The organism is Ruegeria sp. HKCCA5463, from assembly GCF_013034175.1.
Taxonomy (GTDB): Bacteria; Pseudomonadota; Alphaproteobacteria; order Rhodobacterales; family Rhodobacteraceae; genus Ruegeria.
In genome coordinates, this window is sequence record NZ_WQFL01000006.1 from 151,371 (window position 1) to 175,910 (window position 24,540).

Sequence of the window (24,540 nt, forward strand, 5' to 3'; positions counted from 1 at the left end):
CTCAGGTCGGTTCGGGCGGATTGCGTTTCAGGATTTTGACGTCACAACCTTCGACGGTGAGCCCGTTCCAATCCACCGGCCCTGCGTTGTAGTTGATCAGGAAGTCATGATTGGCCGTCTCGCGCAGTCGCAGGCCTTGCGGCATCCTGCGCAATGTCAAATCGGCTTCTTCCGCCGCCATGGCTATCACGCGGTCCCAAAGGTCTGCATCCGGGAAGCCGGCCAAGTACCAGATTCCGTCCCCTGCCTTGAGAGCAGGTGTTCCGTCTTCGAAACTCAGCAGGTCTTGGGCCGTTCCTGACAATCGGTCGATCCAATGCTGCGCCGTTCCGCCACCCTTGACCGCGCGTTCAACCGTGGGCGGCAGAGTTTCGACCAGATCAACATCGCAATCGATCCTGCTCAGACCGGGTCTGCCCTTTTCAGGGATTTGAAAATCGCGGGTGATCGCGCCGCTGCGCGGTCCCAGAATGGCAAGATCGCATCTCTCAGCCAGACGTTGTTCCACATCAGGATCCATTGTGGCCAAACCGGGGGCAAAGATCACCGAGTAATTGCCTGGAATGTCCTTCGCCGAAACAAAGTCTACCGACAGACCGGCCCGTCGCAGCGCGCGATATGCCGAAAAAACCAATCGGAAATAGTCAAATCCCGCGCCTTGTGGTTGTGTGGACCACGCCCAGTCCGAGGCGTAATCGAACAGAATGGCCACTTTGGCCTGTATCTGTTGCACCGCACCCAACGAGTTCAGGTCATCTGCGGTCTGACGGGCTTCTGCCAGTGCAGCAGCAGGGTGATTGTTCGACGTCAGCAAGCCGGCATGCATTTGCTCTTGCGCAAACGGGGCTTGCCGCCATCGGAAATAACTCACCACCTCGGCGCCATGAGCAACCGCCTCCAATGACCAAAGCCGCACCATTCCGGGCAGCGGCGCCGGATTATACGGTGCCCAATTCACCGGGCCGGGTTGTTGTTCCATCACCCACCAACGGCCACGCCCGACCGCCCGGTAGAGATCATGATGAAACGCCTGCATGTCCGGATCGCCCTGTTGCAAAAAGGCGGTCTTGTGCGCGTCGTCGGCTTCCAGCCGGTCCGACAGAAAACCGATCGGATAACTGTCCCAGGTAGCGATATCCAGATCCGCGCCAACTTTGAAATGGTCGAAGTCCAGAATACGGCCCATGTAATTGTGCAAGAGCGGCGCATCAGTCAACGGCCGCAGCGTATCCACCTGTGCTTTGTTGAAAGCCGCGACCTGATCCGAACTGAAACGCCGGAATGCCAGTACATGAGCCGGGTTCGGCTCGGTCACGGTTTGATTGGGCAAGTCGATTTCGCTGAAGTTGCGATATTCCATCGACCAGAACACATTGCCCCACGCCCGGTTCAGCGTTTCAATTGTTCCGTACCGTTCGGCCAGCCAATGGCGAAACGCCTGTTGGGCAGCAGCGGTGTAGCTGAGAGTGGTGTCGTGACACCCATATTCATTGTCAATCTGCCACGCGACCGCATGCGGGTTCTTACCGTACCGTTCACCCAATATCCGGGCGATGCGGGTAGATTCGTCGATATAGCCTTGATGGCTAAAGCAGTAATGCCGCCGGGATCCGAACTTGCGCGGGTTGCCATTTTCATCGGCAGCCAGCATGTCCGGGTGTTTGTCCAACATCCAGCGCGGCGGCGTTGCGGTTGGCGTGCCCAGCACGACCTTCAATCCGGCTGCTCCGAGTGTCTCAATCGCGCGATCCAGCCATTCGAATTGCAATACGCCGGATTGCGGCTCGATGCGGCTCCACGCGAACTCGCCAATGCGCACCCATGTCAGGCCTGTTTCGACCATTTGCGCGGCATCGTCGGCCCACATCGCCTCTGGCCAATGTTCAGGATAATAACAAACGCCCAGTTCCGGCTTCATAAGATGACCTTGTGTTCTGCCTGACCCTGACCTGCATTTCGCGCGGCAAAAGTCATGCCGTTGGTCGGTTGGTTGTCTATTGCTTCTGCGCTCAATCCCTGACGGGCCGTTGTGCAGAAAAGCGTATTCAGTTCATCGCCCCCGAAAGCGGGGCAGGACGTATGGGATGCGTCAAATGCAACGGCCTTCAGAAACATGCCGTCGGCCGTGTATGCCGCAATCCGGCTGGCACCCCATTGTGCAATCCAGATATTCCCCTGGGTATCGATGACCGCACCATCCGGGTTCAGACCTTCTTTGCGCAAATCCAGAAAAACTGCGCTGTCGCCTTCCGGCCAACCGGTTTCGGCGTTCAGACGCCAGCGCCTGACTTGTTTCGTTGCGGTGTCACAGAAATAGGCCACCGAACGATCGGGGGCAAAACAGATCGCGTTTGAGATTGTTACATCTGGAACCAATCGCCTCAACTCGCCTCTCCAGAAGCGATAGATTGATCCGGCGCCGGGTTCCGCCTGCTGGCCCATTGTGCCGATCCAAAACCCGCCCCACGGATCGGCGCGGCCATCGTTTGAACGGGTGACGGGGTTGTCGGCTTCCAGAGGCGTGATCAAGTTCCGCTTTCCGGATTGCAAATCAAAACGCCACAGCCCCGTTTCCGACGCCATAAGAAGCGTATCGCGATCCACCCAGCCCGCGGCGGAGACATGTTCATCGAAGCTCCAGCTTTTGGGCATTCCCCGCTCGCGGGTCATCAGACGTTTGCCTATGATATCGAACCAGAAAAGCTGACGCCTTTCAGGATGCCACAACGGGCCTTCGCCCAACTCGCAGGGGCGGTCGTCAAAGATGGTGCTCATCCGGCGGCCTCGTCATAGGCCGTAACGATATGCCGGGCGCGCTCGGCGATTTCGGCGACATCCATTCCGGGTTTGAAAAGTGCAGAGCCTATCCCAAAGCCATCTGCGCCCGCTTTGATCCATTGCCCGAAATTGTCGGGTCCGGCACCGCCAACGGCAAAAACAAGCGAGCCTATGGGCAAAACCGGACGTAAGGCGGCCAAACCCGCCGGACCAGCCATCACCCCAGGGAACAGCTTCAACCCGGTGGCCCCGGCCTTGAGGGCTGCAAAAGCTTCGGTTGGGGTGTAAACCCCCGGCCAGCTTTGCAGGCCCAACGCGACGGAACGCTTGATGACCTCGGCGTCATAGTTGGGCGATACGATCAACTTGCCTCCGGCGACCGACACAGCGTCCACCTGATCGACTGTCAAAACAGTGCCCGCGCCGATCAGGGCCTGATTTCCAAACGCATCAACCAAAGTGCCGATACTGTCGAGCGGATCCGGAGAATTGAGCGGCACTTCGATCCGGTCGATGCCGGCATCGATAATGGCGCGGCCAACGGCATTGGCTTCGTGTGGTTGCAAGCCACGCAATATGGCGATGATGGGACGGCTCATGCGGTTTGCCTTGTCATGTTTCGGGCCAGTGCAAGCCCGGCCAGAGTTGCCTCGGTGGCGTTTGCGGTTTCCACGAACGCGCCTTGCCGTTGCAGGGCTGTTGCATATGTCTGCGACACGCCTTCCGCCCCGATAATGGCCAGTTGCTGCCCCAGCCAATAGGGCCGTGTCGCGGCCAGTTCGGCCCCGATCAACATTCCGGAAAGGCACGCACGCGCGGTGGCTTTGGCCTGACCTTGCAGCAAGTCTGCCGCTCGCAAGTTAAAGAGACGCGCAGCCAATTGTTCGGGCTTTGACAACGTATCCGCAACCGCCTCGGCGAAGGCGTCTTCGTCCCAGCCCGGGCCTACAGAGTGCCGCAGCACGGACTGACCACACAGCAGGTCGAACAACTCACCCGTCATGAAGGTACGAAAGCTTACAACCTCGCCAGCGCTTACCTGAACCCATTTCGTGTGGGTTCCGGGCAGGCAGATAACGCCATCCCAATTCTGGCGCGTGCCCAGAAATCCGGCAATCTGGGTTTCCTCACCCCGCATCACATCCGGCGGAGTTGTCTGTTTCAGACCGGGTATGACAAAGGCCCGAATGCGCGGGTCTGATCCGGGTACGCGGATAGGGACATCCGGCAAGGGGTCCGAGGGCACGGTCGAATAAGGGGCTTCCACCCAGCCCTGGCGTGCGCCGACCATTCCGCAAGCGACCACATCCACCGGCGCGCCGGGCAACCAGTTTTCGATCAAATCCAGCAGTGCGGCTTGAAACCCGTCAGGCCCGACATGCGCCATGCCCTTGCCGGATTGCGCATGGTCCAGCGCAGTCGAACCCTGCATGGCCCAGGCCCGTAAATGAGATGTTCCCCAGTCGACGGCGATCCATTCAGTATTCATAACATCACCCCGAAACCACAACGCCGCCGTCAACAGCTATACATTGCCCGGTCATCGCATGGCTGGCCCTGGACGCCAGAAAAAGTGTTGGTGCTATCATATCCTCGGGCTTCAGGTGCTCTTTCAGACATTGCCGGTCCAAATGGGCCGCCAGATCCTCGGGTGTGGCCCATTTATCCAACTGTTTTTGCGTCAGAACCCAGCCGGGGGCCAGAGCGTTTACGCGGATATTCCTCGGCCCAAGTTCTCGTGCCAATGACCGTGTCATCCCCGTGATCCCGGCATTCGAGGTCGTATAGATCGGATAGCCAGCATTGCCCATCATGTAACTGATCGAGCTGAAATTGATGATTGCCCCGCCATCTTTCATTTGCCGGGCGGCTTCTTGACACGCGAAATAATAGGCTTTCAGGTTCACCTCGATCATCCAGTCCCAGAATTCCGTCGTGGATTCCTCAAGCGTATGACGTTGGTCGTTGGCCGCATTGTTTACCAAAACGTTCAAAGGGCCATGAGCCTCGGCAGCTTTGACCATCGTCGCGTGCAGCAGTTCGGTATCCGTCATGTCGCCTTGCAGGAACAGCGGCGCGCGGCCGTGCTTGTCGCGCATCTCTTCGACAAACCCGCTGGCATCCGACCGACCAATGAAGGCCACATTGGCCCCCTGTGCCATGAATCCATCTGTCAGCGCCGCACCAACGCCCGAGCCACCGCCGGTGATATAGACGGAGGCCCCGTTGAGATCGTGGAATGTAGCTGGTTGGGTCATCAGTGGCTCTCTCTGGTCACGAGGCGGGTGTCTTTGCCAACAAGGAAATCCAGATCCGCCCCCTGATCCGCTTGCAGCACATGGTCGATGTAAAGTTTTGCGTAACCGCGAGTGTAGTGCGGATCATCCGGTTGCCACGCGGCGCGGCGGGCGTTCAGTTCGTTTTCGTCCACAAGCAGTTCCAGTTCGCCACTGCTGGCTGAAACACGGATGCGGTCTCCGGTTTTGACCAGCGCCAGCGTGCCACCCGCCTGTGCTTCGGGGCTGACATGCAAAATGACGGTGCCATAAGCTGTTCCCGACATGCGGGCATCCGAGATCCGGATCATGTCTCGTACACCCTCTTTCACCAATTTCGCCGGAATTGGCATGTTGCCGACCTCGGGCATGCCCGGATACCCTTTGGGGCCACACCCTTTGAGCACTAGGATGCTCTTGGTCGTGACCGGCAGGTCTTCACGGTCGATATTGGCCTTTAGGTCTTCGATGTTGTCGAACACGAAAGCCTCGCCCTCGGTTTCAAGAAGCGCGTCAGTGGCCGCCGAAGGCTTGACGATGGCCCCATTCGGCGCAAGGTTGCCGCGCAGAACACGCAGGCCGGCAGCGGGCTTTACAGGATCATCGAAGGGACGGATGACGTCGGTATCGAAACACTCGGCTCCTTCGAAGTGAGCCGAGATATCCTTGTTCAGAACCGTCTTTGCCGGGCGCAGGAACGATTTGAGTTCATTCAGTACCACCGGCATGCCGCCTGCGTAGCAGAAGTCTTCCATCAGGTATTTGCCCGACGGCATGCAGTTGACCAGCAGTGGTATTTCGGATCCGATTTCAAAGTCCTTCAAGGTCAGGTCAACCCTAACACGTCCCGCCAGCGCCAGCAGGTGAACCACCGCATTGGTCGAGCCTCCTAAGGCCGCGTTGGCGAGGATGGCGTTCTCAAACGCCTCTTTGGTCAGGATGTCCGAGGGCTTGAGGTCTTCGTCGACCATCTCGACGATGCGCCGGCCTGTCATGTGCGCCAGCGCCATGCGGCGGGCGTCGACCGCCGGAAGCGCGGCATTGGTGGGCAGGCTCATGCCCATCGCCTCGACCAGCGACGCCATGGTGGACGCGGTGCCCATGGTCATGCAGACGCCAGCGCTGCGCGACATGCCGGATTCGGCGTTCATGAAATCCTGCAAGGTCATTTCGCCAGCCCGAACCGCTTCGGAAAATTTCCAGACATCGGTGCCGGACCCGATATCCTGCCCGCGGTATTTACCGTTCAGCATCGGGCCTGAACTGACGACGATCGAAGGCAGATCGACTGACGCCGCCCCCATCAACTGCCCCGGCGTGGTCTTGTCGCAGCCGCCCAACAGAACGACCCCGTCAATACCATAGGCGCGGATCGATTCCTCGACATCCATGGCCAGCAGGTTGCGGAACAGCATCGCAGTGGGTTTCATCTGGGTTTCGCCCAGCGACATGACGGGGAATTCTACCGGAACGCCGCCCGCCTCCCACACGCCGCGTTTTACGCCCTCGGCCAGATCGCGCAGGCCCGAGTTGCAGGGGGTCAGTTCCGACCAGGTGTTGCAGATGCCAATTATGGGTCGTCCATCAAAAGCGTGGTCGGGAAAGCCCTGGTTTTTCATCCACGACCGGTGGATGAAGCCATCCTTGTCGAGTTTTCCATACCAATGTTGTGAGCGGCGTTTTGTCATTTCTGGCTTTGTTTTTCTTGGCGGAAGTTGGATCTGAGTATTTGTGAAAAGATGAAGATCAGGCGGCGCGGGCCGGGCGGCACCAGTCGGGCAGCCAATCGTTGTGGGCCGTCAGCAGATCCGTGACAAGGTTGCGGATCTGGCGCAGGTCCAGTTCGGCGGCGGTGTGCGGATCCATCATCGCGGCGTGATAGATGTATTCGGGGTTCTGTTCTGTCAGGGCCCGAACAGTCAGTTCCTGTACGTTGATCTGGGTGCGCATCAGGGCAATCAACTGCGGCGGGATGTCGGTCACGACAGAAGGCTGTACGCCGTTGCTGTCCACCAGGCAGGGGGTTTCGACCGCCGCGCCCATGGGCAGTTGCGGGATCTGGCCGGTGTTGGGCAGGTTGCCATAGGCCATGTAGGGCGTGTTCGTAACGATCGCGTTCATCAGTTCGGCCGCGAATTCGTGGCTGCGCGTGACATCGATATTGCGCCCGTCGGTCAGGGTCTTGGCCTGTTCCTTCCACATCTCGACCTGCTCGACGCAGCGGGTGGGGTATTCGTCCAGCGGGATGGAGAATTCCTCGATCAGGTCCTGTCGCCCTTCCTTGATGAACCACGGCACGTATTCGGCCAGGTGTTCCGAGCTTTCTGTGCAGAAATAGCCCAGGTGATCCATCACCTCGTACCGCACCTTGTTGGGGCAGCGCGGCATCAGCAGCGGTGCCTTCGGGAATTTCCCCGTGTGATAGCCCTGGCGCAGTGCCGGATACAGGTCGCGACCTTGATGTTCCAGTTTCAGAAAGAATGCGACGTGATTGACGCCCGCGACTTTGTAGCGGAACTCATCCTTTGGCAGATCCAGATCGTGGGCCAGTTCCTCGACTGTATTTTGAACCGAGTGACAAAGACCCACATGTTTCAGGGTCGGGAAGCGTTCGGCCAGTGCCCAGGTGTTGATGGCCATCGGATTTACGTATTGTAGCATTGTCGCGTTCGGACAGAGTTGCATCATGTCCCCTGCGACACCCCAAAGCACCGGAACCGTGCGCAGGCCTCGCATGATCCCTCCGACGCCCAGCGTATCAGCGATGGTTTGACGCAAGCCATACTGCTTGGGGATCTCGAAATCGGTGATCGTGCAGGGCTTGTATCCCCCCACCTGAAACGCGGTGATGACGAAATCGGCCCCGTCCAGCGCCGCGCGGCGGTCGGTATGGGTCGAGACTGTCGCCCCGGCCCCGACCGAGCGGATCATGGAGCGCGCAACTGCTTCGCTTTCCGCAAGGCGCTGGGGGTCGATATCCATAAGCGCAAAGTGACTGTCGGCCAGTGCAGGGGTTAACAGAGCATCCCCAACGATGTTCTGCATGAAAATTGTGGACCCGGCACCGATAAAGGTAATTTTGGTCATTTCACAGCTCCGAGGGTCAAACCCGCAATGAAGTGTTTCTGCATCAGGAAGAACATGGCCACCGGTGGCAGAGCCGCCACGATGGAGCCCGCGCTCATCAATTGATAAGCGGCGCGGAATTGTGCGTTGAAACTGGTGATTCCGGCAGTTACAGGCTGGCTTTCTGCGCCTTGCGTCAGGACGACGGCCCAGAAATAGTCGTTCCAGATGAAGGTGAAGATCAGCACGCTGAGCGCGGCGATCGCGGGCTTCATCAGCGGCAGGACCACGTACCAGAAGATGCGCCATTCGCTGATACCCTCGACCCGTGCGGCCTCGATCAGTTCAAAGGGCAGGGCGCGGATGAAGTTGCGCATGAACAGGGTGCAGAACCCGGTCTGAAATGCGATGTGGAACAGGACCAGCCCGGTCTTGGTGTTGTAGAGCCCAAGTTGCAGGGTCAGGTCGCGCACCGGCACCATCAGGATCTGGAAGGGCACGAAATTCCCGGCCACGAACATGAAAAAGATCCAGAGGTTCGACTTGAACTTGTAGATGCCAAGCGCGAAGCCGGTCATGCAACTGAGGGCCACCGCTCCGATCACGGTAGGGACGGTGATCATAAATGAATTCAGCAGGTATCGCGGCATGTCCGAGTTGAAGAACACCTGACCATAGTTGAAGGCGCCCTCAAAGCTGGACGGCATTCCCCAGTAATTTGCGTTGGTGAAGTCAGCAGCGGGTTTTACCGAGAAAAGAGCAACCGCCAGCAGGGGACCCAGCCACAACAGAAGGGCCAATGGAAGCATGGCTTGATACGTGATCTGCGCCGCGCGGGGTTGTTTTTCGATGGGTTTGGGAAACATCTTAGCGCCCCTTCTCTTCACGGTACATCGACCACAGGAAGTAGGCGATGAAGCACAACATGATCAGGAATAGGATCACGGCGATGGCCGCGCCATAACCCATGCGGAAGCCATATTCGGACAGCGCGACCTCGAACATGTAATAGGCCAGCACGCGGGAGGATCCGAAAGGTCCGCCTTGTGTCATGATTGAGATCAGGTCGAAAGACCGTAATGCGCCGATGATGGTCACGACAAACGCGATAAAGGTTGCGGGCCGCAATTGTGGAATGATGATGTGCCAAAGCATCTTCCAACCCTTGGCCCCGTCCAGGCGTCCTGCTTCGATCTGTTCCGGGTCTACAGCGTTCAGGCCGGTAAGGTACAGGATCATGCAATAGGCGGTTTGTGGCCAGAGGCCGGCGAAGATGATGCCATAGGTCACGAAACGCTCATCGCCCAACACGTTTACCGGGCCGAGGCCGAAGAAGCCGAGGAATTCGTTCAGCAACCCGAAGGTCGGATCGTAGAACCAGGTGAACACCAGCCCCACCACGACTTGGGAAATCACGAAAGGAAAGAAAAACAGGGACTTATACAGGCGGATGCCCCAAACGGTCTGATTCAGGAACAGGGCGATGAACAAACCTGCCGGAATCGCTGCCAGGTACAGGATCAGCCAGATCAGATTGTTCTTCATCGAGATGTAGAAGGCATCCCGGTCTACCCATTCCCAATACAGGTCTTCGTAGTTGCGAAAGCCGACGTATTCCGCAGCGCCCAGGCCGTCCCACTCGTAAAGTGACAGGTTGAAGGACTGGAATACCGGGATAATCACATAGACCAAAAAGAACAGCATCCCGGGGGCCAGAAACAGCCAGGGTGCGATGCGTTGTTGGTTGCGATGGAACCAGCTTTCCTGTTCTGAGGCGTCGGCTGCAACTGTCATGGGAAACTCGGGTCTGTTGGAGCAAGGCGGGTCGGAACCCGCCCTACGATTCAAAGGAGCGTGGGCCGGGCTTTGGCCCGACCCTTGCCTGGTCAGTTATCGTAAATACGCTCGCGCGCGCGTTCGAGTTTGGCCAGTATCCGGTCCAAGTTGTCGGGTTTGACCATGAATTCCTGGAAACCTTCCATGGACACTTTGGCCATTTCCGCAGGCGCGTCACGGTCCCAGAACTGGGCTACCCCACCGGGGCTGTTGGACGAAAGCATTTCAAAGCCCTGTTGCAGGAACTTGTCGTCATCCACGGCGGATTGCGCGTTGACCGGCAATTGGCCGAGATTTGCGCCGTTGTTGATTTCGGTCTGTTCATCAGCAGAGACCACGAAACGCAGGAATTCGCGCGCAGCTTCCTTGTTCGAAGCATTGGCCGGGATGTGGAACGTGTCGGTCGGGGCGTCTTCGGCCAGCTCAACATCGGGATTGATCGCGACGAACTGGTAGAAATCCAGCTGGTCATCCGTCAGGCCCGCATCGCGCAACGGTGCCACTGCGAAGTTGCCCATCAGATAGGCTGCTGCCTCACCATTGACCATGAAGGGCAGGGCTTCCTGCCAGCTATACGTCTGGTGATTGTCGATGAAGGCGCCCATGTCGATCAACTGTTTCCAGTTGGCGAAAGTCTGTTTTACCCGATCATCTTCCCAGCTGACTTCGCCGTTGGCGAGTTGCTGGTGGAAGTCGAAACCATTGGTCCGCATGTTCAGATAATCAAACCAGCCACCGGCGGTCCAAAGGAACTTGGTGCCAATAGTATAGCAGGCCCGTCCGGAATCGACGATTTTCTGGCAGTTGGACAGTTCTTCTTCCCAAGTGGTCGGCTCGCTCAGGCCTAGCTCGTCAAAGATGTCTTTGCGATAGTAGACACCCCACTGATAGTAGGTATAGGGCACGCCCCATTGCTTGCCGTCGATTGTCAACGCGCCCTTGGTCGAAGCGAGGTTGTCGGCGATTTCGGGCTCGGCCCACAAATCTGAAACATCCTCGAACAGACCCGCCTCGACATATGGTTTCATACGGTTGGCCGCGTACCACGTGGCCACATCCGGTGTGTCAGCTGTCAGGAAATTTCGAATCTGCGTCTTGTACGCCTCGCGGTCGATAACGGTTGTTTCGATTTCCAACCCCGGATGCTGTGCCCCAAAACGCTCGATCATCGCCTCCATCGTCGCGCGTGGCGCCGGGTTCGATGTGTCCAGAAAAATCCGCAGATCTCCGGTGAGTTCCGCAGCAGCTGGCGCCGCCATCGCGACACCAAGCGCCAGCGCAGCCGTCGTGCGCTTGAAAGTTGAATACATGGTTTCCTCCCTGTTGGTCTCCTGCAAAGTTCCAAATAATGAAACCTTGTTTTATATATTGAAAACTACACATCGACTCGGTTACTGTTGTCAAGACCCTCGTGAGGATGGCGAGGGATAATCGGAGGAGAATGATGGCCCGTGTCAGGTGACGGAACTATAGGCAAAGCATGTAATGTGCTGGATCATGTAGCGTCGTTCGAGCGCCCAGTTCGATTCGCTGAACTTTTGGAAAACAGCGATTTTCCAAAGGCGACCCTTTACCGATTTCTGCAATCCCTGACCAACCAGGGAATGCTGTCTTATGACCGCGACAGGCAGACCTATGCGCCCGGGATGCGGTTGGTTCGGTTGGCCCATGCGGCATGGACGCAAAGCTCATTGGCCCCGATAGCGCGGCCTTTTCTGGATGCCCTCAGCCAAGAAACCGGTGAAACCGTGCATCTGGCGCAGCTTGATTCCAGTCAGGTTCTTTACGTCGACAAACGCAACGCCGCACAACCGATCGAGATGTACTCTCAGGCTGGAAAAGTTGGCCCGGCCTACTGCACGGGGGTCGGCAAGGCGATGCTGGCCTTCTTGGACGAAGATGCGCTGAACAGGGCGGTGTCGCAGCAAAGCTATCACCGCTTCACCGACAAAACTCTGACATCCGAAAAGATGTTGCGGGCTGATCTTGACAGAATTCGCAGCCGGGGATTTGCCGTCGATGATGAAGAGCACGAGCCTGGCATCATATGCATCGCCTGCCCAGTTCTGACGTCGAACGGTCGGATGCTTGGGGCGATTTCGATAACCGGGTCCACCGAACGAATGGATTTCGATCAACTCGAAGCCTGGGTGCCGCGCCTGCGGCGTGTGGCTGAACAAATCGGAACCGAGGCACAAGCCTGGCGGTTTCCCGAAACAGGCCCAGGTTCGAAAAACGACAGGATGCTAATGACATGACAGGTGTAACTCTGAATCGGGCAATCAAACGGTACGGTCAGACTCAGGTCATTCATGGGATCGACCTGCAAATCGAAGATGGAGAGTTCTGCGTTTTTGTTGGGCCTTCAGGGTGCGGAAAATCCACGTTGTTGCGGATGATCGCAGGGCTGGAAGAAACCTCGGAAGGTGAGATTCACATTGGATCGCGCGAGGTGACACATATGGATCCAGCCAAGCGCGGCGTGGCGATGGTGTTTCAGACTTATGCGCTTTACCCGCACATGTCAGTGGCCGAAAACATGGGATTTGGCCTGCGCATGAACGGTGTCCCAAAAGCCGAGATCGACCAGAAGGTGCAGGAGGCTTCCAGCATTCTGAAGCTTGATCCCTATCTCAAGCGCAAACCCAAGGCCCTGTCCGGGGGGCAACGGCAAAGGGTTGCGATCGGGCGGGCGATTGTACGCGGGCCCGAGGTTTTTCTGTTTGACGAACCCCTGTCCAACCTGGACGCTGAATTGCGTGTCGAGATGCGCGTCGAAATCGCGCGTCTGCATCAGGAAATCGGTGCAACCATGATCTATGTGACCCATGATCAGGTCGAAGCCATGACGATGGCCGACAAGATTGTGGTGCTGCGCGATGGCCGGATCGAACAGGTCGGCGCCCCGATGGATCTGTATCGTGATCCTGACAACCGGTTTGTTGCAGGTTTCATCGGTTCGCCCGCGATGAACTTTCTCGATTGCGATTATGCCGACGGCCATGTCACTCATCCCGCTTTGGGCCAGCCATTGCCGGTCTCGGCAACCGTTCCTGCCGGAACGGACAAGGTGACGTTGGGGATGCGCCCTGAACATATTCATATCGACCGGTCTGCGGACACCTGCACCGTGGATCTGACCGAAGCGCTTGGGGGTGTATCCTACTCATATTTGCTGACGCCAAATCGTGACAAACTGATTGTCGAAGAGAGGGATGACCAGCGCAGCAAAACCGGCGACCGGATTGGCATATCCATTCAACCTGACCGTGCCATGGTATTTGATCCCGAGACAGGGCAGAGATTTCGGTAATCCTTGGCCGCAACCCGAAAAATTCGTGGGACCAGCCGTGCAGCTTTATGGAAAACATGTGGCGTGACCAGAAGGGAAACGCCAAAGACAGGCGGGCGAAACGTTGAGCTGATGACATCAAAGGCCATCCACGCCCAGCCCGTGGCAAAATGCGCGGGCACAGATGATTGATTCCCAGCGCAACGTGATTTAAGGGAGGCCCTGTCAAAACAGAGTCACCCAGGGGCGGTATCGTGATCGCGCCCCTCCTGCGCCACGCTGAAGTAGTGGCTTCAACTCTTGGATCGCACGCCCCGAAAGGCTTAAAAAGGTAAAAGAATATGGCAGATAAATCGAACTTCGACATATTGTATACCATTGTAGACGAAGCGCCCGAACTGGCCAGCGCCTCGTTCCTGCCCATCATTCGCAAGTTCGCTTCGGCTGCTGGCGTCAGCGTGGGCACCAAGGACATTTCACTGGCCGGGCGCATTCTGGCAGCCTTCCCCGAGAACCTGACGGATGAGCAGCGCGTCTCGGACGATCTGGCGGCATTGGGTGAGCTGGTAAAGACCCCGGACGCCAATGTGATCAAGCTGCCGAACATCTCGGCATCGGTTCCGCAACTGGTGGCCGCCATAGAAGAGTTGCAGTCGCAAGGCTATGATATCCCGGCCTATCCCGAAGAACCTTCGACCGACGAAGAAAAGGCGATCCGTGCGCGTTATGATGCCATCAAAGGCTCGGCCGTGAACCCGGTTCTGCGTGAAGGTAACAGTGACCGCCGTGCGGCGCGGGCTGTCAAAAACTATGCCCGCAACAACCCGCATTCCATGGGCGAATGGACCTCGGACAGCAAAACCAAAGTCTCGTCCATGTCGGGCAACGATTTTTACGCCAATGAGAAATCGGCCACCATCACCGCTGCCCAGGCAGGCGATGCAAGGATCGAGTTTGTCGGCAAAGACGGCAGTGTGACTGTCCTGAAGGACGCGTGGCCGCTGGAAGAAGGCACCGTGGCTGATGCGACCTTCATGTCGGTCAAAGCACTGTCATCCTTCCTTGCAGAGGCCATCGAGGACACCAAGAAAGACGGCACAATGTTCTCGTTGCACCTGAAAGCCACGATGATGAAGGTCTCGGACCCGATCATCTTTGGCTATGCGGTCAAGGCCTGGTTGGCGCCGGTTTTCGAAAAATTCGGTGCGGAACTGGATGCGCTGGGTGTGAATCCGAATTCGGGTCTTGGCGACTTGCTTGAGCGGGTTCAAAACAATGCCGAGATCGTCGCCGCAATAAACGCGATCAAGGCTGATCGTCCATCCATGTATATGGTGGATAGCGACAAGGGCATTACCAACCTGCATGTTCCTTCCGATGTGATCATTGATGCTTCGATGCCAGCGGTGATCCGCGCGGGCGGCAAGGGTTGGGATGAGACCGGTGCCAAGGGTGATACTAATTGCGTCATCCCCGACCGGTGCTATGCAACTGTTTATGATGAAAGCATCAAGTTCTTCAAAGCCAACGGTGCATTGAACCCGGCCACTGCTGGTGCGGTCGCAAACGTTGGCCTTATGGCGCAGAAGGCCGAGGAATACGGCAGCCACCCGACCACCTTCGAGGCACCCGCCGACGGCACAATGCGCATCGTTCTTGCCAATGGCGAGACCCTGCATTCGCACGAGGTCGAAAAGGGTGACATCTGGCGGGCCTGCACCGTCAAGAAGGCGCCGATCGAGAACTGGATCCAACTGGCGATGGACCGTCAGCGCCTGACCGGATCCGAGGCGATCTTCTGGCTGGATGCGAACCGCGCCCATGACGCCGAGCTCATCAAATACGTGGAACCGGCGCTCAAGGCTGCGGGCGTGGCTGACAAGTTCCAGATCATGGCCCCGCGCGAGGCAACCCGCCAGACGCTGGAAACCATCACCGCCGGAAAGGACAGCATCGCCATCACCGGCAACGTGCTGCGTGACTATCTGACCGACCTGTTCCCGATCCTCGAACTGGGCACCTCGGCCAAGATGCTGTCGATCGTCAAGCTTATGAATGGCGGCGGCCTGTTCGAAACCGGGGCAGGGGGCTCGGCACCGAAACACGTGCAGCAATTGGTCGAGGAAAACCACCTGCGCTGGGATTCGATGGGCGAATTCTGCGCGCTTGGGGAATCCCTGAACTTCCTGGCCGACGCCAAAGGAAACGCGAAGGCAGGTGTTCTTGGCGCTGCGGCAGAGGCCGCAACTCAGGGCATTCTAGACAACAACCGGTCGCCAAGTCGAAAAGTCGGCGAACCGGACAACCGCGACAGCCACTACTGGTTCGCGCGCTACTGGGCCGAAGCCTTGGCTGCCCAATCTGACGATGCCGATCTGGCAGCTGAAATGGCATCACTTGCAAAAGCGCTGGCAGACAAAGAAGAGCAGATCTTGTCGGAACTGGCCGCAGTCCAAGGACCGTCGGTGGATTTGGGCGGATACTATCACACTGACCCGGTCAAAACCGCCGCTGTGATGCGCCCCAGCGCTACGCTGAACGCAATCATCGGCTGATCGCCGTCGAACAGGCGGGCGAGTTTCGTCCGACATCAAAACACGAAGGGACCGCCTTTGCGCGGTCCTTTTCATGGAAAGCGGGATTGCCAAAAGACCTGCGCCGAAGCTTGCGCCTGACGATCTGTAGCTTGCTGTTGCTGCGCCGCTAAAACCTACCTTGTCAGGTTCTATAAACGGCTTGCGCAAAGTGTGCCCGGGAAGCATCTGCGCATCACTTTGGATTTCAGCGCTTGGCCGTCCGCTCGCAGGCGCAAATTTCGATCGCTTTCCCGAAACTGCGAACAGGGCGGTCAGCAAGGATCGAAAGATCCTGATTTTTGGAAAAAATTTAAGATTTACGGGATTCCCCCAATAGCGCCGGTTTTCAGTCCGCGTTAGGTATTTGGGGACAAAGAATTTCACTGGTGAGGCCTTAGGGCTATATCACTCACTCAGAAAAATGGCCAGCATTTGGGGTGCTGGCCATTTGCGTATCTGGTTCACCAAATCCTTGAACAAACCAGCGTGTTCAGACGCTTACGCGCGAACAGGCCGTTCATTTGCCTAGCATTGAACTGGGGGTGGTTCTGATCAGCCAAATCGACGGGTTTGAGCCTCGACAAGCGATGGCTTGATTTGGTCAACGCCTGACGCAGCTACACCTTTGTGCTGCAAATATGACAGACGACGTGCTTCCCTACGGGCAAGAGCCAGAGATTCCAGAATCAAAGCGCAGACGATGGACAGCATTGTCGCAACAAAACCAGATACTGCGACGACGACAGACGGAATTCTATCGACAAGCCCTGTTTCCAAAAATTCCCGGAATACGGACACAAACACAAAGAGCGAAGGCAAAAACATCAACACGGCCAATGACAGGAAAAACGCAACGGGCTTTTCATCCTTGATCAACAAGCCGATCATTTTGAGAATCCGCCATCCGTCGGAGAACGTCGCCAGCTTGGAGTTCGAATCTGGCAGGCGTGACGAGTATCTTGTTTGAACCTCACCGATTGGCATGCGCATCTGCATCGCATGAACTGTTAGCTCTGTTTCAATCTCGAACCCGTTTGATACTGCGGGGAAGCTTTTGACAAAGCGTCTGCTGAAAACGCGGTAACCCGAAAGCAGGTCGTTGATTTTGCTGTTGAAGAAGAATTTCACAAGCCAACTGAACAACGCGTTGCCAAGTTTGTGGCCGCGCCGATAGGCTTCGGTTTCTTCATTCACGCGGGCGCCGTTGACCATATCCAGATTCTGCGACACGAGCAGGTCGATCAATTCCGGCGCCGCCGCGCTGTCATAGGTCGCATCCCCGTCAGCCATAACGTAGACATCCGCATCAACGTCGGCAAACATTCGACGGACCACGTTGCCTTTGCCCTGGTATGTTTCGGAATAGACTAGGGCGCCTGCCTCAAGCGCGACCTTGACGGAGTCGTCGGTGGAATTGTTGTCATATACGTAAATCGTTGCGTCGGGCAGGGCCGCACGGAATTGCCGAACGGTTTCACCTATGGCAACGGCCTCGTTGTAGCAGGGCAAGATCACTGCAACGTCCAAATCCGATCTGGTCGCGGACGACGGTGAGTTATTCTGAATTTTGAAGGCGCCCTGTATCATATGAAAATCACGCTCTTTCATTGGCATCAATTGAATGATGATCGTGCTTGGGGTTAGAAGGTGCTGCGCATTTGAGGCTGTTATGAAGCAGATAAGAGGCCAAAATTTGTCATTCTGAAAAACCTCGTGTTTAACGCTGACAAAAAAGGGGCCGACTGAAGAACCGGCCCCAAAGTTTCAGCTGAACCGAGGGATCAGTTCGACGCTGCCATCAGTTTTTCGTTGTGCTCGCGCAGCGTGTCGGAGACGATCGCATACCATTCCCCGGTTTCGCGCATCTCGTTCAGGCCTTTGTTCAACATCGCCAGGTATTGCTTGCCGAACGGATTGCTGCGGTGGCTGATAAAGCGCAGCGAGGAAAGCGAGGTCACGTACGGGTTCTCAACCAGGTCGTTCTGGTTCAGTCCCATTTCAACCATTGTGTCCGAGAACAGCTGAACTTCAAAGGTTGCAACATCTGCGGTGCCGGTCAGGACCGCGTCAAGGCATTCGCGTGCGGTGATCGGCTGCATCAGCGTAATGGTTTCACCATTGTGCAGACCTTCCTGTTCCAGATCATGGATGAACCAGCCATCCATACGGCAGATGGTGGCGCCCTTCAGTTCTTCAAAGGTTGTCGCATTCGCATACTGGCTTTCGGGAATGGTGTAGAACCCGACGACAATATCGTAGACCGGAACAGATGAATCGAACTGTGTGCAGCGCACCTCGGTTTCCCAGGACCACTCGTAAGTGCGGTTGGTGCAATCCGGCATGTTCCACGCCATGGACACGTCAAAGGCGCCAAGAGGCAGAAGAGTTTCCAGGTGCGAGTTCCAATCATCCACGAAGCTTACGGAATAGTCGCGCGCGTTGCCGCCACGCTGCAAAGCCGTGGTGCCCAGACGGGTGATTGCTCCGCCACCGTTCAGCGATTCATCTGCGAAAGGTGCCCAGCCATTGCCGGTCACCAGCTTGATCGGCGGCTGGTAGACGCTCGAACGTTTGACGCTGGCTGCACGTTGTTCTTCAGCTGCGATGATTTCCTGCGCGCTCTGGCCATTGGGCAGGCTGCCGTCTTCACAGGGAAGGGCCAGAACCAGACCTGGCTCCAGAGCGTTGGGGTTGGTGATTTCGTTCCGGTTCGCGTTGAAGATCGGCTGATAGTTCGACGTGCCGTAGGCTGCGATTGCGATGGTCGCCATGGTGTCGCCGTCTTGGACGGTATAGTTGGTACAAGCTTCCTGCGCCGCAGCGGCGCCCGCACTCATCGCGGTGATTGCGGTTGCTGAAAGCGCTACCTTCTTTATCTTCTCGTTAAACATGTCCACTTCCTCCAGACTTTAGTTTGTCAGGCCAGATCGGGGCCTTATCCATTTTCCATTTGATGACGCAGGGCGGTTGACACGATGTCGCGCCATTCGCCTGATTGCTGCATGATTGCCAGACCCTGATTCAGCGTCTCAAGGATCGCTTCCCCATCAGGATTATCTTTGTGGGTCATGACGTTAAGCGACTTGATGGCCGCAAGGTTGGGGTTTTCGATAATCCGGTGCTTGTACCCAAGCCGATCTATTGCCTCGGCTGCCAGATGTGCTTCGATGGCGACGATATCTGCGGTGCCTTCCATCAGAGCGTGAAAGCAATCATCCGGTGACGTTGGGCGCAGAAGTTTGATGACCGGTTCGTACAGGCTTACCGCGTCCATGTGAGACAGGGACCAACCTTCCGGCCGGCAAATCGTTGCACCGGCAAAGTCGGCATAGGTTAATGTCTCTTCATAGCCGGAACCTTCCCGGGCGAAGAACGTATCCACAACCTCGTAGAACGGGTTTGAGAAATTGTAGGTCTCGCACCGGTTGCGATCATCTTCCGACAGCGCAACGGCCTCTTCGCAATTGGGACGCGACCAGGGGAAGGTGGCGTCAAATGCAAGCGTCGGCATCAACAGGTCCAGATGGGATGACCAGTCATTGACGAACTGAATCTTGTAGGCCTGTTCGGGAGCGGCACGAAACATCGCTGTCTCAACCAGATGGGTATAGAGCCCCCGATTGGGCAGAGATTCATCGGTGAACGGAGCGTAGTTCCCACCGGTGATCAACAGCAATTGACGATCCCGAATCTCGGGCCGTTCACCCGTTCCGGCATTCCGGATCAAAGCGGCAGCTTCGGCGCGGGCGGCTTCGATCTCTTCTTTGGCAGCAGCCCGTGCTGCAACGACCGCCTCTTCACTTGCTTTCTTTGCCTCGGCTTCCGCTGCGGCAACACGTGCTTCTGCTTCGGCCACAGCTTTTTCAGCGCGTTCTTCTGCGGCTTTTACCAGTTCAGCCGCCATTTCCGCAGCCAGCCGCTCTGCTTCGGTATCAGCCAGCACCGGAGCGCGCCCGACATCTTCCAGACAGGGCAGCTCCAGAACGTCGCCGACGCGGATAATATTGGGGTTGGAACCGATAACATCCCGGTTCGCGTCGAAAATGATCCGAAAGTCTTCGGTCGCATACACTTCGATTGCCAATTCCCGTAAGCTATCGCCGCGTTGAATTTCATAACTTGAACACGCCTCTTGCGCAGATGCCGCGCCCGTGGCGGCAGCAAGGGCAAGGCTTGATATGAGTAAGTGCTTTTTCATGGGTCCTGTTGCTTTGCCTGTTTAGGTTCTTGTAAGTTTCGCCACTGCGATAGAAAGATTGTCCTGATCCGGGTCACCCTTGGCCTGCACAGCCGTCAGCAATGCTTCGGCAATGTCTTGTGCCAGCCCCTGTTGATGATCCCGCAGAATGGCCTGAATTTCGGCGTCGCTGATGTACTGCAACCCATCACTTCCAAGGATCAGGACATCGGCGGGCGACACGATCAATGGATCTTCCGGGCAATCCACTTTGGGAATGGCCCCGCCCGTAACCACGGACGTCAATTGATTGCGGTCCATTTCCCGGGCCACCGCTTCGGTGATCTCGCCAGAAGCCACTTTCGACGCAATCACGGGTGCCATCGAGTGGTCTTCGTTGACCTGCGTCAACGCTCCATCTCGAAACAGGTAAAGAGGGCTGTCGCCGATCGAAATCCAGAACACACGCCGCCCCAGAAGAAGGACACCCAACATGGTCGATCCCATGTTGAACCCTTGGCCCCGGGCCTCGGTGTAGTTGGCGATCGCGGCATTGGCTTGCATGGCGGCCAACGGAAGCGCATCTATCGCGGATCCTTCGTTCAGTGTTTCTGCCTCAAGTTCTGGGTCCAGCGCGTCGCGCCATGCGGCCACAATCATTTCTGAAGCTATTTCACCCGCCTCATGGCCACCCATACCGTCCGCAATCACAACATAACCCGCGTCCGACGCGTCAAACATGCGGGCCGCAATCGCGTCTTCCTGCGTTTCCCGCTGACCCTGGTTCAGGATCAGCGCAACATCATATGCCGGAGTTGCCAGCATCAATCAGGAATCCCGCCAATCAAAGCCGTCGTCACAGAAGGCCATGAACCGGATCGAGGTTTCGCTGATGCGGATCAGGTCTCCGCTGGACAGGGCCACGGTACTGAGAACAGGTTTGCCATTTAGACGTACAAGATTGGCCTTGCCGCCATGGCCCAAGTAACACTTCCGGTCTTCGGGGTCATAGGCGATGACTGCATGGTTCGAGCGCGAAATGCCGGTATCGCCAAAATCCAACTGAATGGCCTGGTCATCGTTGCGTCCGATTTGCATCAGGCCTTCGGTGAGCGTAATGCTTGAACCTCGTCCCGGACCGGCTGTTACTACCAGCCAGCCCACCGGGAATGTCTCTTGCGCCGCTTCTGCTTTCGCTACGGGTTCGGAGGATTCGATCAAGTCCTGAACATGCGTATCGGCGCGCTCAAATCCCAGAAATGTCGTCTTGACCCGTGAACGGCGATCCTCGACCGGGGCGGGGGCTGGTGCAACCTGCTCAATCACCGGCTCAGGGGTCTCTTCGACCTGCTTCGTTTCTAGGGCCGGAGCTTCGGCAACCTCAACCTCGCCGACTTCTGGCTCGGTAGGTTCGGACACGACCTCGGCCGTTGCTTCCTCTGGCGAAGTCTCGGCGGGTGTTTCCGTCACATGCAGGGTGACAACCTGCTCGACCTCAACCAGTTCTTCGACATGCTCTTCCACCAGAACGTTTTTCGGAGCGTCGTCCTCTTCCAAGTTGTCTTCTTCCGAACTGTCTTCGGCGAAGATCGACTCCTCGGGTTCGGTCACTGCCTCCGGCTCGGCCTCGTCGAACTCGGGCATCTTTTCTTCGGGGATCAGTTCATCCGTTTCCTCATAGGATTCGGATGTCATGTTTCCACCGGCCAGGGCGGCGCGCAAAGCGTTGAAATCCGCAATGGGTTCCTGCTTTTCTTCTTCGCTTACGGCGCCGTCTACTGCGGCCGGTTTCTCGGCAACGTCTTCTTCTTTGGATTTGCCGGCACCTTCGAGAAGCCGGCTCAGAGGGCTTTTGTATTTGAACATGGTGTCGACACCTTCAAGTTAATGACGCAGATAAGCCGCGTCGTAAGCTGCTACTGTTCCCTGCACGTCAGCGCAGAGCTACTCAAGGATACCCATGGGAACTGGTACATTCTGCGGCGGGCCGGTTCCCGCCAGGGTGGCAAACCTTGATACCACCCTCAGCAAACACACACTGGCAGATCACTTTTGAACCGGTCGGATTACTCCTGTGCAAGCTGCATGATTGCGGCCGTCTCGGCCCCATTGCGCAACACTGTTAGATTTGCCTCGGGCTGTTCGCTTGAAATGAGTGCGGCCAGCATCTCATCAAGGCTTTCCGAGCCGTCAAATGTGATGCCGGAATGGCTTTCATTCAGCAGGACATCGTCTTTTTGCAGGCTTCCTGCCGCGTCAGCCGGAACTGCGTTTACCGTGGTTTGCCATCCGCTATTGCCTTCGGCGTTAACGGTAAAGGTGTAACCATTTTCCAAACCAACGGATCGTATGGCGGGAAGGGCCAACAGACCATTTTGCGCCCGGGTCTGACCCAGCGGGCGATAGCGGGCAGCAACCCTTGTATACCCATCGGCGTCAACCTTCAGGTTATCCAGAACCTGCGCCGCAAAAGGAACATCCTGACGAACCGGGCTGCCATTCAGGGTATAGATGACAGCGCCACGCTGTACCCAATCGCCGATCACGCTCATGTCCTGATTGGCGTCCACCCCCGTAACTGCGATCGTGGCTCCGGTCGAGCCGCGGCGGCGGGATGTCTGGAAGGGGATATCGACATCCCAATGCGCAAAAGCCACCTGCTGTTCCGCCGGAACACCGGCGTTGGCAATTGCATCAGTCGCAGGTGTCTCGATCTCAGACACTGCTGCAATATCAGTCGCTTCTTCCGACTGTGCCGGAACTTCGGAACGTTCAGTGTCTGCGGAGGCTGTTTCTGTGGCAGCTGGCTCCGCAGGTACTGGTTGTGCCTGCTCGACAGGCTCTTCCGGTTTGGGTTCGCGTGCGATGGCCACCTCGGGTTCGGGATCGGTGGCCTCTGTGACAGAAGGATCTGTAACGGGCGCCTCTGACTCAGCGGATTGGATGTCTGCCGTGGGCTGCGCGACAGGTGTTTCTGCCTGGTCTTCCGCCTTGTCGCCGGACATCACAAAGAAACCACCCGCGGCCAAAGCAACTGCAACAACAGCCGCGCCTGCAATCAGCTTGCCGCTGCCGCCGGACCCGCTCTGAACCACTGTATCGACAGCGACCGGGGTTTCCTCTTTCTTAGAGATTTTGGTAAGATCGACATCTTTTTTGTCTTCGTTGCCAAGAACGATGTCCGAGTTTCCGGCCAGCAGGGCCGTAACTACGGCTTCGGCGTTCTCGCTTTCGGCCTTGATCCGGGCCTTTTCTTCTTCTTTGTCTTTGCGATCCATGCCGACAATCACGGACACGGGCCGATAGGCGAATGTGTCGAACATGACACCGGGGCCGCGGAACATGCGCAACCAATCCAATGCAGATTGAAGACGATCCGTGGCGTGAACTTCCATCGCCTTGTCAATCGCCTCGAGGAACCCGTCTGGGTATCCTTCGAAACGACCGGTCAATGGCGTGTAGGGGTCATCCTGCCCGTTGTTGAACGCGTTCAGCCGGCTCTGGCCGTCGATGGGGCGTTCACCGCTGATCGCGTGATAAAGCGTGGCGGCCAGAACATATAGGTCGCTGCTGGGCCCTTGATCCGCGCCCCGGACATAGAATTCGTGCGGAGAGTATCCATCCTTGATCACGCGCAGGGTCAGCAATGCTGCTGATTTGTTCGCCGCTTGCTCACGTGCGGCGCCAAAATCGATCAGGACGGGGTCTCCGTTTTCATCAATCAGAATGTTGTCCGGCGAAATGTCCCGATGCAACATGCCGCTCTGGTGAATGAAAGACACCGCGGACAGCATTTTTTCGGTGACCTGTACGATGAAATCAGGGCCGCCGTCATTCTCCGGGTTTTCCACGTAATCCAGCAGGTCGCACCCACGGATCAGGTCCATTGCGATATATGCGGTGTCATTGTCTTCGAACACCTGATGCACATCTACGATATTGGGATGTACCAGACGCGCATGATTGCGCGCCTCCTGAATAAAGAGATCAATGATCGAGCGCAGGTCGTCCTTGAAGGATGGGTCGTTTGGTTCGACCAGATCACCGTTGCGGCGGCACAGCGCTCCGGGGAAACACTCTTTGATCACGACGTCGCGCTCCAGGCTATCGCGCGCCAGGTAAGTGATCCCAAATCCGCCGTTGCTGAGATAGCGGAGGATTTCATACTGCCCGCGCAACAGCTTTGCGCCTGGCTGCAATCCTTCAATTTTCGGTTCGTCGTGCGTCGCGCCGACAGCCTGGTTGTGGCTCATTTCAATCCGCCCGTTCTATTCATTTTGCGGCTTAGAAAAACCGGGCCGACAGCCCACGAACTCACAACCAAAAACAACCGCAGGACACTTGAGAACGGTTAGACGTTTCAAATTTGACTTTATTGGGGCCGCCTGATGGCTTCACTATGGATCGTTTTTCGCATGATGGCTTATGTTGTGCCTAGCGGTGCCTATGAGGCAATATATAGACAATGAATATGGGCTGATTGAAAACTTAAACCCGAAATCAAGCGTGTTGGTCCACGAATTCGAAACAATAAAGGGC

General features: G+C 56.9%; 19 protein-coding genes. 3 read left to right on the forward strand and 16 right to left on the reverse strand.

The genetic code is table 11. From position 1 onward, the window contains the following. Position 1 precedes the first annotated feature (1 nt). The 10 genes from GOW09_RS14040 to GOW09_RS14085 all read right to left on the reverse strand — a co-directional run bounded on the left by GOW09_RS14040 (position 2) and on the right by GOW09_RS14085 (position 11,266). Positions 2-1,918, reverse strand: coding sequence for a beta-galactosidase (locus tag GOW09_RS14040; protein ID WP_171119262.1), 1,917 nt, complete (start codon positions 1,916-1,918; stop codon positions 2-4). Next, entirely contained in the window at positions 1,915-2,775 is an 861-nt protein-coding gene (locus GOW09_RS14045; protein ID WP_171119263.1) for an SMP-30/gluconolactonase/LRE family protein, read from the reverse strand. The genes GOW09_RS14040 and GOW09_RS14045 overlap by 4 nt, the downstream gene beginning before the upstream one ends. After that, positions 2,772-3,377, reverse strand: coding sequence for a 2-dehydro-3-deoxy-6-phosphogalactonate aldolase (locus GOW09_RS14050; protein WP_171119264.1), 606 nt, complete (start codon positions 3,375-3,377; stop codon positions 2,772-2,774). Before GOW09_RS14050 ends, GOW09_RS14045 begins: the two co-directional genes overlap by 4 nt. Continuing rightward, positions 3,374-4,267 carry a 2-dehydro-3-deoxygalactonokinase gene (locus tag GOW09_RS14055; RefSeq protein WP_171119265.1) on the reverse strand — a complete coding sequence of 298 codons (894 nt, stop codon included), beginning with the start codon at positions 4,265-4,267 and terminating at the stop codon, positions 3,374-3,376. The genes GOW09_RS14050 and GOW09_RS14055 overlap by 4 nt, the downstream gene beginning before the upstream one ends. Before the next feature lie 4 nt (positions 4,268-4,271). Continuing rightward, positions 4,272-5,036: an SDR family NAD(P)-dependent oxidoreductase gene (locus tag GOW09_RS14060; RefSeq protein ID WP_171119266.1), complete on the reverse strand. Its 765-nt coding sequence runs from the start codon at positions 5,034-5,036 to the stop codon at positions 4,272-4,274. Beyond that, complete coding sequence (locus GOW09_RS14065; protein ID WP_171119267.1) at positions 5,036-6,742, reverse strand: IlvD/Edd family dehydratase; 1,707 nt, start codon at positions 6,740-6,742, stop codon at positions 5,036-5,038. Before GOW09_RS14065 ends, GOW09_RS14060 begins: the two co-directional genes overlap by 1 nt. A 58-nt stretch (positions 6,743-6,800) precedes the next feature. Then, positions 6,801-8,141, reverse strand: a complete 1,341-nt coding sequence (locus GOW09_RS14070; RefSeq protein WP_171119268.1) for an alpha-glucosidase/alpha-galactosidase — start codon at positions 8,139-8,141, stop codon at positions 6,801-6,803. Next, positions 8,138-8,986, reverse strand: a complete 849-nt coding sequence (locus GOW09_RS14075) for a carbohydrate ABC transporter permease (protein WP_170345350.1) — start codon at positions 8,984-8,986, stop codon at positions 8,138-8,140. The genes GOW09_RS14070 and GOW09_RS14075 overlap by 4 nt, the downstream gene beginning before the upstream one ends. A 1-nt stretch (position 8,987) precedes the next feature. Beyond that, positions 8,988-9,914, reverse strand: coding sequence for a carbohydrate ABC transporter permease (locus GOW09_RS14080; RefSeq protein ID WP_171119269.1), 927 nt, complete (start codon positions 9,912-9,914; stop codon positions 8,988-8,990). 92 nt (positions 9,915-10,006) lie between these two features. Continuing rightward, a complete protein-coding gene (locus GOW09_RS14085) occupies positions 10,007-11,266 on the reverse strand; it encodes an ABC transporter substrate-binding protein (RefSeq protein WP_152460266.1) in 1,260 nt (419 codons plus the stop codon). Positions 11,267-11,407: 141 nt separating this feature from the next. On the opposite strand from GOW09_RS14085, the gene GOW09_RS14090 reads away from it, so the two are divergent. From GOW09_RS14090 to GOW09_RS14100, 3 genes are all read left to right on the forward strand, one after another. Then, on the forward strand, positions 11,408-12,214 hold the full coding sequence (locus tag GOW09_RS14090) for an IclR family transcriptional regulator (RefSeq protein WP_171119270.1): 807 nt from the start codon (positions 11,408-11,410) through the stop codon (positions 12,212-12,214). Beyond that, positions 12,211-13,269, forward strand: a complete 1,059-nt coding sequence (locus GOW09_RS14095) for an ABC transporter ATP-binding protein (RefSeq protein WP_171119271.1) — start codon at positions 12,211-12,213, stop codon at positions 13,267-13,269. Before GOW09_RS14090 ends, GOW09_RS14095 begins: the two co-directional genes overlap by 4 nt. A 320-nt stretch (positions 13,270-13,589) precedes the next feature. Continuing rightward, complete coding sequence (locus GOW09_RS14100; protein WP_171119272.1) at positions 13,590-15,803, forward strand: NADP-dependent isocitrate dehydrogenase; 2,214 nt, start codon at positions 13,590-13,592, stop codon at positions 15,801-15,803. Positions 15,804-16,376: 573 nt separating this feature from the next. Here the strand turns inward: GOW09_RS14100 and GOW09_RS14105 are convergent. The 6 genes from GOW09_RS14105 to GOW09_RS14130 all read right to left on the reverse strand — a co-directional run bounded on the left by GOW09_RS14105 (position 16,377) and on the right by GOW09_RS14130 (position 24,254). Then, entirely contained in the window at positions 16,377-17,339 is a 963-nt protein-coding gene (locus GOW09_RS14105; RefSeq protein WP_371808054.1) for a glycosyltransferase family 2 protein, read from the reverse strand. Between the two features lie 266 nt (positions 17,340-17,605). Continuing rightward, positions 17,606-18,715: a LysM peptidoglycan-binding domain-containing protein gene (locus tag GOW09_RS14110; protein ID WP_171119274.1), complete on the reverse strand. Its 1,110-nt coding sequence runs from the start codon at positions 18,713-18,715 to the stop codon at positions 17,606-17,608. A gap of 44 nt (positions 18,716-18,759) precedes the next feature. Then, positions 18,760-20,022, reverse strand: a complete 1,263-nt coding sequence (locus GOW09_RS14115) for a transporter substrate-binding domain-containing protein (RefSeq protein ID WP_171119275.1) — start codon at positions 20,020-20,022, stop codon at positions 18,760-18,762. A 21-nt stretch (positions 20,023-20,043) separates the two neighbouring features. Beyond that, positions 20,044-20,826, reverse strand: coding sequence for a PP2C family serine/threonine-protein phosphatase (locus tag GOW09_RS14120; protein ID WP_171119276.1), 783 nt, complete (start codon positions 20,824-20,826; stop codon positions 20,044-20,046). Positions 20,827-20,829: 3 nt separating this feature from the next. Beyond that, on the reverse strand, positions 20,830-21,867 hold the full coding sequence (locus GOW09_RS14125; protein ID WP_171119277.1) for an FHA domain-containing protein: 1,038 nt from the start codon (positions 21,865-21,867) through the stop codon (positions 20,830-20,832). A gap of 200 nt (positions 21,868-22,067) precedes the next feature. Further along, on the reverse strand, positions 22,068-24,254 hold the full coding sequence (locus GOW09_RS14130) for a serine/threonine-protein kinase (protein ID WP_171119278.1): 2,187 nt from the start codon (positions 24,252-24,254) through the stop codon (positions 22,068-22,070). Positions 24,255-24,540 lie beyond the last annotated feature (286 nt).

Coding starts and splice junctions, on each gene's coding strand:
- GOW09_RS14040 (WP_171119262.1), bottom strand. CDS start 1,918: ATGAAGCCGGAACTGGGCGTTTGTTATTATCCTGAACATTGGCCAGAG.
- GOW09_RS14045 (WP_171119263.1), bottom strand. CDS start 2,775: ATGAGCACCATCTTTGACGACCGCCCCTGCGAGTTGGGCGAAGGCCCG.
- GOW09_RS14050 (WP_171119264.1), bottom strand. CDS start 3,377: ATGAGCCGTCCCATCATCGCCATATTGCGTGGCTTGCAACCACACGAA.
- GOW09_RS14055 (WP_171119265.1), bottom strand. CDS start 4,267: ATGAATACTGAATGGATCGCCGTCGACTGGGGAACATCTCATTTACGG.
- GOW09_RS14060 (WP_171119266.1), bottom strand. CDS start 5,036: ATGACCCAACCAGCTACATTCCACGATCTCAACGGGGCCTCCGTCTAT.
- GOW09_RS14065 (WP_171119267.1), bottom strand. CDS start 6,742: ATGACAAAACGCCGCTCACAACATTGGTATGGAAAACTCGACAAGGAT.
- GOW09_RS14070 (WP_171119268.1), bottom strand. CDS start 8,141: ATGACCAAAATTACCTTTATCGGTGCCGGGTCCACAATTTTCATGCAG.
- GOW09_RS14075 (WP_170345350.1), bottom strand. CDS start 8,986: ATGTTTCCCAAACCCATCGAAAAACAACCCCGCGCGGCGCAGATCACG.
- GOW09_RS14080 (WP_171119269.1), bottom strand. CDS start 9,914: ATGACAGTTGCAGCCGACGCCTCAGAACAGGAAAGCTGGTTCCATCGC.
- GOW09_RS14085 (WP_152460266.1), bottom strand. CDS start 11,266: ATGTATTCAACTTTCAAGCGCACGACGGCTGCGCTGGCGCTTGGTGTC.
- GOW09_RS14095 (WP_171119271.1), top strand. CDS start 12,211: ATGACAGGTGTAACTCTGAATCGGGCAATCAAACGGTACGGTCAGACT.
- GOW09_RS14100 (WP_171119272.1), top strand. CDS start 13,590: ATGGCAGATAAATCGAACTTCGACATATTGTATACCATTGTAGACGAA.
- GOW09_RS14110 (WP_171119274.1), bottom strand. CDS start 18,715: ATGTTTAACGAGAAGATAAAGAAGGTAGCGCTTTCAGCAACCGCAATC.
- GOW09_RS14115 (WP_171119275.1), bottom strand. CDS start 20,022: ATGAAAAAGCACTTACTCATATCAAGCCTTGCCCTTGCTGCCGCCACG.
- GOW09_RS14120 (WP_171119276.1), bottom strand. CDS start 20,826: ATGCTGGCAACTCCGGCATATGATGTTGCGCTGATCCTGAACCAGGGT.
- GOW09_RS14125 (WP_171119277.1), bottom strand. CDS start 21,867: ATGTTCAAATACAAAAGCCCTCTGAGCCGGCTTCTCGAAGGTGCCGGC.
- GOW09_RS14130 (WP_171119278.1), bottom strand. CDS start 24,254: ATGAGCCACAACCAGGCTGTCGGCGCGACGCACGACGAACCGAAAATT.